Source organism: Acetivibrio sp. (genome assembly GCF_035371925.1).
Lineage (GTDB): Bacteria > Bacillota > Clostridia > Acetivibrionales > Acetivibrionaceae > Hungateiclostridium.
On the sequence record NZ_DAORXT010000003.1, the window covers coordinates 65209 to 73395 of the forward strand.

Here is an 8187-nt window from a genome sequence, read left to right on the forward strand (position 1 = left end):
GCAAGTGAAAATAGTACACATACATTAATAAGAGTTGGTAGCTTTCTATATATAAAAATTATCTGTAATAATTATTTCCCTAAATATAATGCGTATGATGTCATTTCATAAGGGGGATTTATTTTAAATTTTATTCTTCCAATTGTACTCTCAGTAATATATTATATAAGTATATATCATGACGACTCATAAATATTGACAATGCGATTGATTGCGCCCCAAAAAAAATAGAATTGAAATTTTAAATATGAATCGCTACTTGTCAATATTTCAAATTTAAAATATTATTTTTATATTTTGAGTAGCATAATTTATAGTATAATTATATAGCTTAGTACAATTACATTATACCATATTAATGCAACGTTTTATAGTATATTATTAAAATATTTTCAACTTTACAGAGGAGGAGTATAAAATTGGATAAGAATAATGAGAAACTGGTAAAGTGGCTTTTTGAAACAAATGCTGTAAGGGTATGTCCCCAGGACAAGCCTTTCTGGTATACATCGGGAACTATAGGTCCATATTATATAAATACTCATTTTCTTTACGGAAGCGAGGAAAAAGCCAATAAGCTTTTGAAGTTTATAGATGAGGAAAAGGAAAATATTTTAAAGTGTCCGGAGAGAGTTTTAGACCAGACCCTTAAAAATTATGAATCCGACGCCATATATAGGGGACTGATTGATGAAATGTGCGAGTTTATAAAAAGCAATATAGATGTTAACGAAATCGATTATATTTCCGGGGGCGAAAGAAGGGATTGGTTTTTCTCACTGATTATTGCAAAGTTTCTTCAAAAGCCTCATATAACCATATATAAAGATTTGACCACGGTGGTTACAACCGACGGAAAGACTGAGGAACTAAAAAAGTTGGAGGGCGAAAGCGTTCTTCATATTGCAGATTTGATTACTGAAGCTTCAAGCTATGAGAGGGCATGGATTCCTGCAATAAAGAACAATGGCGGCAGAATAAAATGGAGTGTTGTCGTTGTAGACAGAAAGCAGGGCGGCGGTGAGCTGTTAAAATCCTATGATGTAAAGTCATATTCAATGGTTGACATAGATATTAATCTATTTAAAAGAGTTTTGGATATGGGACTTATAAACAGGGAACAGTTTGAAATGATTGAACGATATATTCTTGATCCTAAAGAAGCGATGGCACAGTTTTTAAGGGAGAATCCGCAGTTTATAAAAGAAGCGCTTTCGGCAGATGATAAAACCAGAGAAAGGGCAAAACTTTGCATTGAGAAGGATTTTTACGGCTTGAATATCAAGTTGGATTGAAAAGTATGATTTACTACTTGTTAGAAGGTTTATTTTATGGAGGTTAGTTAAGTTGAGTGCAAACAATAGAAAAAATGTCTGTGTTTCCCCGGAGGAGATGGCAAGACAGCAGCAGTTTATTGACGAAGTTAAGGAATTAAATTATCAAAGAGAAATGCAGACAGGGAAGAAGAAGCTTTATTATATTGCTACTTTCGGCTGCCAGATGAATGAGCATGATTCGGAAAAGCTTGCGGGAATGTTGGCGGAAATGGGCTATGCCGAAACGGACATCATGGAAAACGGTGATTTGATTATTTACAATACATGCTGCGTCAGGGAAAATGCAGAACTTAAGGTTTACGGGCATTTAGGGCCGTTAAAGCATCTTAAAAAAGAAAATCCGGAGCTTTTGATTGCTGTATGCGGTTGTATGATGCAGCAGCCGGAAGTTGTGGAGCATATAAAGAAAACATACAGGCATGTTGACCTGATATTTGGAACGCACAACCTGTACAAGTTTCCCGAGCTTTTGTACAGGGCAATGGATTCTGTGTCCACTGTTATTGATGTCTGGGATTGTGAAGGGCAGATAGCCGAGAATGTGGCAATTGAGAGGAAGGATGGAGTAAAGGCCTGGGTTACGGTCATGTATGGCTGCAACAATTTCTGCTCTTACTGTATTGTGCCTTATGTACGAGGCAGGGAAAGAAGCAGGACGATGAATAACATCTTAGAAGAAGTAAAGACGTTAGGATGTCAAGGGTTTAAGGAGATAACACTTTTAGGGCAAAACGTAAACTCTTATGGAAAAGATATTGGCGATGGTACAAGCTTTGCGCAATTGATACGTGAAGTGAACAAGATTTCGGGAATTGAAAGAATCAGGTTTATGACATCCCATCCGAAGGATTTGTCCGATGATTTGATTTATGCCATGAGGGACTGCGAAAAGGTGTGCGAGCATTTGCATCTTCCGTTTCAGGCAGGAAGCACCAGGGTACTTAAGATGATGAACAGAAAATACACCAAGGAGGACTACATTAATCTTGTGTCAAAGGTCAAGGAAAATATACCGGATATAACCTTGACCACCGATATTATTGTAGGATTTCCCGGCGAGACGGAAGAAGATTTCAAAGACACTTTGGATATTCTTGAAAAGGTCAGGTTTGACAATGCTTATACCTTCCTGTACTCCAAAAGGACCGGTACACCCGCGGCAAAAATGGAGGATCAGGTTCCTGAAGAAGTAAAAAAAGATAGGTTTCAGAGGCTTCTTGCAACTCAAAACAGGATAAGCAAGGAATTAAATGACATATTTTTGGGAAAAACGGTTGAAGTTTTGGTTGAGGGAGTCAGTAAAACAAATGATGAAATTTTCACAGGAAGGACAAGAGGAAACAAAGTTGTTAATTTTCAAGGAGATGCAAGCCTAATTGGGCAGTTGGTGAATGTAAGGATAGATACTGTAAAGACTTGGTCTTTAGAAGGTAGCATAATAAGGTAAAAATAGGATGTTTAGCAATTAAAAAGGGGCAAGAGAATAACGGTACTTTCATTGTGCTTCTCTTGCTTCTTAATTTTTAAAATAAAAAGATAATCTTGCAGGAATTTTTTTAAAGGCCTATACGGCTTTTTTTATTGAGATTGCGTTACAAACAGGAAAATTCCATGGGTATGGCTATTAATTTTGTCAATATTTTATCAAAGTCTATTATCAAAAGAATTATTTAGAAAAATTATATCCCTTCCGATAAAATTCATAGAATCTAGAGTTTACATAAAATCAAAAAAGTGTCAATCAAACAAAAGGTTTATAGAACTTTTTGGCGCTTGGCATTATATGCAGTAATTCATATAATCAAAAAAATTTTTAATTTGTGAAGGGAATGATCAAAAAATGAAAAGGGTATTTAGCTACAAATGGAAGTGTGTGCTTTTATTTGCGGTCACACTTTCATTAATTTTTACTGCTGCATGCGCTAGCAAACCCAAAGCGGAAACAATTACTCCAAATCAGGAAAGTCAGAAGGATACATCAAATCTAGATTCTCAAAAGCAAGCTATCCAAACAGAACAAGGGCAAGAGAAAGAGAAGAGTGAGCAAGCAAACAGGCTTGATAATACAGGCAAGAAAATTGCTTTTGTTACTTTTGCCAATCCAGATTCTCAACAATGGCAAAAGCTTTCCGAGGATGCAGCATTCAGAGTATTGAAAGAAGCGGGTTATGATACTGAGAATACGGAATTTAAGATAATTAAAGAAGACGACACCACGAAAGTTGGAGAAGTAACTAAAGAAATTATGCAATTCAGTCCCGATTTAACATTAGTTATAAATTCTTCTATGGCTATTCCCCTTGCAAAGTCTTTGGAGGGTGCACCATTCCCGGTAGTTGTGCCAACATGCAGAGAAGCGGGAGTAATTGATTCTTCAGGGGTGGCCGCAAAAAATGTTACGGGAGTCAGTTTTACACCGGTTGATATTATGGCTAAAGCTGCCAATCTTGTATCTATTGTGGATCCGTCCATACCCAAAAAGACGGTATTCATAGTTGGTAAATATGCACCTTCTAAATATCCAAAAGAAATGGTAGAAGGTCAGCTGAAAGCTTCAGGGGTTGAGCTTAAAGCCTATGAAGTGCCGGAAACGGAGGAAGAGCTTTATAGTTTGATAGAAAAATATGAAAATGATCCTGAAATAAAATGGGTTATTTATGCAGGTAATTTCGTAAGACTCAAAAACGGTACTATCGGTAATTTGATCGATGCATTAACTTATCTAAGAGAGAATAGCAAAAAAATGAACATTGCTTTAGTTGACACCATGGTTAAAAATGGTGCATTTGGTGGTGTAACGGTTGATTTAACTGCATTGGCAGAACAACAAACGGAAGTTGCAGTAAGGCTCTTAAATGGGGAAGATATTAAAAGTATAAAAATAGAAGACCCTAAAAAAGTTTATATCTATTACAACAAGATGACTGCTGACAGAATAGGCGTAGAGTTACCGCTTCAAGCGATTGAATCAGCTTATAGAGTATATACCGATTACGATGGAAATTATATTGGTAATTAAGATATTTAACTTATGGATAAAAAATGAATATCCTGAATTATTGAAAACTAAAAAGTCATAGTTTGTTTTAAGAAAGCTATGACTTTTTCACCATATTTTTAAAGCTCCAGAATCTTAAAGTAAAAAAATTGATGAGATATTGAAATTCCTGAAAGGAATGAGGATAATGAATCTTAAAAAAATTAAAAACTACATTATGAATAAAATACGCCAATATAAATTTCCGGAGACTTGGGCGGTTTCAAATTCAAAAAAGCCGGACTCAAAAGATTCGTTTGCACCTGATGAAGAAACGGACAAACGAAGATCTAAAATACTGGAAAGCCTCAGCAAATTAACTAATTTTAAATCTCTAAAAACCAAGCTGCTTCTACTTAATACGATAACCATTTCATTTGTTATAGTGGTTATTATGGTATATATGGTTCATGTTTCTAAAAGTAATGCAAAAGAAGATATGGAAAACAGTTTAAAGAACCAGTCAATTGCGGCAGAAATTATCTTAAAGAATGAAATCAGCAATATTGAAAATATAAATATAAACATAGCAAAAAACTCTGCGTTTAAAATGTTGATACAGATGGATTTGAGACAGCAATTGAATCAAAATTTGCAGGAATACATGAATAAATACCCGGAAATAAGCGATATTATTGTCTATAAAGGAGATACTGAAATTTACCGTGCTAATGAAAAAAGCAATGTAAAGATTGACAATACAATTAAGCAAAGAACTGGCTTTATACAAGGAGAGCATATAAACATTTTCAGTATGGAAAATATTGTAGATTCCAATTCTGAAACTATTGGAACAATTGTATTGTTGCATGATATAACTGCTGACAACAACTTGATTAGAGAAATAAGTACCACTCTTGAAACGAATGCGTTTTTATATGAAGGAAATAAACTAATAGCAATGAGTGATGTAAATGGCAATGCGTATGACAATAATGAGGATGTTACCATAGATTTGGAAAGTATCTCAAAAGGCAAAGGATTTCTTGATGATACTCAACGAATGTTTGGTGAAAATTATTATTTATACGGCAAAGAGATTAAAGACTATCAGGGAAAAACCTTGGGAGTATTGTCTGTAGGCGTAACTGACGGAAGTTTAAATAGATTGGTAAATGAAATTAAATTCAACATGATAGCTATCGGTTTGTTATCATTGGCAATAGGATTGCTCTTAGTGTGGATTGTTTCGGTAATTATTTCAAACCCTATAAAAAATTTGGTCAAGAATGTTGAATTGGTTCAAAAGGGAGATCTTACTGTTACTTCGGATTATAAAAGCAATGATGAAGTAGGGGTATTGTCAAATGCTTTTTATGAAATGGTGGATACGCTAAGAGCCATTTTAACGGATATTAATACCAAGTCCCTACTGCTGGCCGGCTCGTCCGAAGAAATAAACAACAGTTGCTCAATATCGGTGGATACCTTTGAAAGCATATCGGTTGCGGCCCAGGACATAGCTCAAGGTAGTAATGAACAGGTGCAATCAGTTGACGAAGCCAAAAAGCAGATAGAAGTAATTTTGGATGATATGGCAAAGATGGCTGATTTATTGGAGGAAGCCAAAGACATATCTCTAAATGCCGGTGAAAGTGCTTCAATGGGGGACAAGTTGGTAACCGAAGCATTAAATCAGATGGATAATATAAACAATAGCATACTGAATTCCAATAAGTGCTTAAAAGACCTGGGGCGTGAATCCGACAGTATATTCAAAATTATCAAAGTTATATCGGATATTGCAAGTCAAACCCATTTGCTGGCTATGAATGCAACAATAGAAGCTGCAAAAGCAGGTGAGGCCGGAAAGGGATTTTCGGTTATAGCCTCGGAAATCAGGAAACTGGCTTTAAAATCAAAAGATTCAACTGTTGAAATAAATAAAATAATTTCGGATATAAAGGCATATATAAATAAAACCATAAATATAGCAGATGCGACAATAACACAATCTGAAAAAGGCATTTCTGTTGTGTCAAACGCTAAAAATACTTTTAATATAATAAATAATAATACTAATGATATTATTGAAAAGGTTAATGAGCTGGTTGTTGCTACTGAAAGGGTTGTTTCCAACAGTAAACTGTTTACAAAATCCTTCTATCAAACTATGGAAGTGGCGGAAAGCACTTCAGCTTCTATTGAGGAAATAGCGGCATCTTTGGAAACCCAAACCGATACTATGGACAAAATTACAAATTCATCGAGCTTATTGGCACAATCGGCAAAAGATATGCATGAATTGGTCGGTAAGTTCAAGATTAATTAATAAATTCGATATTCATTCACCCCGAAATTTCAGTATAAATGAAGTAACAATTAAGAATAGCATATGGTAAAATATTACAAAAACATATTGAAACTAAAACAGGATAAGGATAAAGCGTATTATGAAAAAACACAAGATTTCATTGGTTATTTTTGATATGGACGGTTTGATGTTCGATACCGAAAGAATCGGCGTTGAGGGCTGGCATGAGGCCGGAAAAGCCTTTGGTATTGAAATAAAGCCGGAATTCATGCGGGATGTGGTTGGCATGAATGTAAAAGGTATAGAAAAAGTCTTTCAAAGATATTACGGCAGCAGTTTACCTTTTTATGACATCAGAAATCTGAGGGTAAGGTACGTGCTGGATTATATCGATAAAAACGGTATGCCTGTAAAACCTGGATTGTTTGAGCTTTTGGACTACCTTGACAATAAAGGTATAAAAAAGGCTGTTGCCACATCCACAGAGCGGGCAAGGGCTGAAAAGTATTTAAATGCAGTGGGCATCAAAGAACGTTTCAATGCTATTGTTTGTGGAGATGAGGTAGAATATGGCAAGCCCCAACCCGATATATTTATCGAGGCCGCAAAAAGGACAGGCAGTAAAGCGGAAGAATGTATTGTGCTGGAAGACTCGGCAAACGGCATAAAAGCAGCTTCAAAAGCGAAAATGCTTCCTGTACTTGTTCCGGATATAAGAAGGCCTGATGAAGTTGAAAAATTGGTGTATAGAGAATTAAAATCATTGCATGATGTGATAGGCTTGCTAGAAAGTTTAAATGAGAATTAATCTTTTAAACTAATAAATTCCCTATTGAAAATAGAGGTAAAATATACGATATTATAATTGATTGTATTAAAAATTGCTAAATTATATTTTGGTTAGGAGATGGCTTTAAATGAAGAAATTGATGCTAAGAAGATTGGCTGTTTTTCTTACTGTATTTACGATTCTGTTTTCCCTTTGTACTCTTAATATCTATTCTTCAAGCAAAATAAACGTGTGTGTAAACGGCAAATATTTAAAAATGGATGTGCCGCCCATTATAGAAAACGGAAGAACTTTAGTGCCTATTCGAGGTGTTTTTGAGTCTATTAATGCCTATGTTGATTGGTTGCCAGAATGGCAAACGGTTAATGTTTTAAAGGATGATAAAATAATAACTCTTAGAATCAACACTAATATAGCCTATGTAAACAAAGAGGCGGTAAAGCTTGATGTACCGCCCAGGATCATCGACGGAAGGACGTTGGTGCCGATAAGGTTTATATCTGAAAGTATTGGTGCAGAGGTAGGATGGGATGATGCAACAAAAACCGTTATCATCAATACTGTCAAGAATGTCCCCGAGGATAAAGAGTTTGAGTTTAAAGGAAATGTAAGCACATTAATGGGAGCATCCCTTGAAAATATAATAAAAACTTTTGGCGAGCCGGACCGTATTGATTTGAGCAAATACGGCTTTGATTGGTATATTTATAACAAAGACCTCCCTAATATTTCTTCATTTTTCTCTCGTTTTCTCACTCAATCATAGAAT

At 35.3% G+C, this 8187-nt stretch carries 6 protein-coding genes; all 6 read left to right on the top strand.

Translation table 11 applies throughout. The features are described from left to right. Positions 1-419: 419 nt before the first annotated feature. The 6 genes from PLH43_RS01030 to PLH43_RS01055 all read left to right on the top strand — a co-directional run bounded on the left by PLH43_RS01030 (position 420) and on the right by PLH43_RS01055 (position 8184). Positions 420-1295, top strand: a complete 876-nt coding sequence (locus tag PLH43_RS01030; protein WP_324359165.1) for an orotate phosphoribosyltransferase — start codon at positions 420-422, stop codon at positions 1293-1295. A 97-nt stretch (positions 1296-1392) separates the two neighbouring features. Continuing rightward, complete coding sequence (gene miaB, locus PLH43_RS01035; protein ID WP_324359179.1) at positions 1393-2784, top strand: tRNA (N6-isopentenyl adenosine(37)-C2)-methylthiotransferase MiaB; 1392 nt, start codon at positions 1393-1395, stop codon at positions 2782-2784. Positions 2785-3177: 393 nt separating this feature from the next. Further along, a complete protein-coding gene (locus tag PLH43_RS01040; protein WP_324359167.1) occupies positions 3178-4356 on the top strand; it encodes an ABC transporter substrate binding protein in 1179 nt (392 codons plus the stop codon). A gap of 166 nt (positions 4357-4522) precedes the next feature. Continuing rightward, entirely contained in the window at positions 4523-6646 is a 2124-nt protein-coding gene (locus PLH43_RS01045) for a methyl-accepting chemotaxis protein (RefSeq protein ID WP_324359169.1), read from the top strand. Between the two features lie 121 nt (positions 6647-6767). Further along, a complete protein-coding gene (locus PLH43_RS01050; protein WP_324359171.1) occupies positions 6768-7436 on the top strand; it encodes an HAD family phosphatase in 669 nt (222 codons plus the stop codon). A gap of 109 nt (positions 7437-7545) precedes the next feature. Further along, a complete protein-coding gene (locus tag PLH43_RS01055) occupies positions 7546-8184 on the top strand; it encodes a stalk domain-containing protein (protein WP_324359173.1) in 639 nt (212 codons plus the stop codon). The last annotated feature ends 3 nt before the right edge of the window (positions 8185-8187 follow it).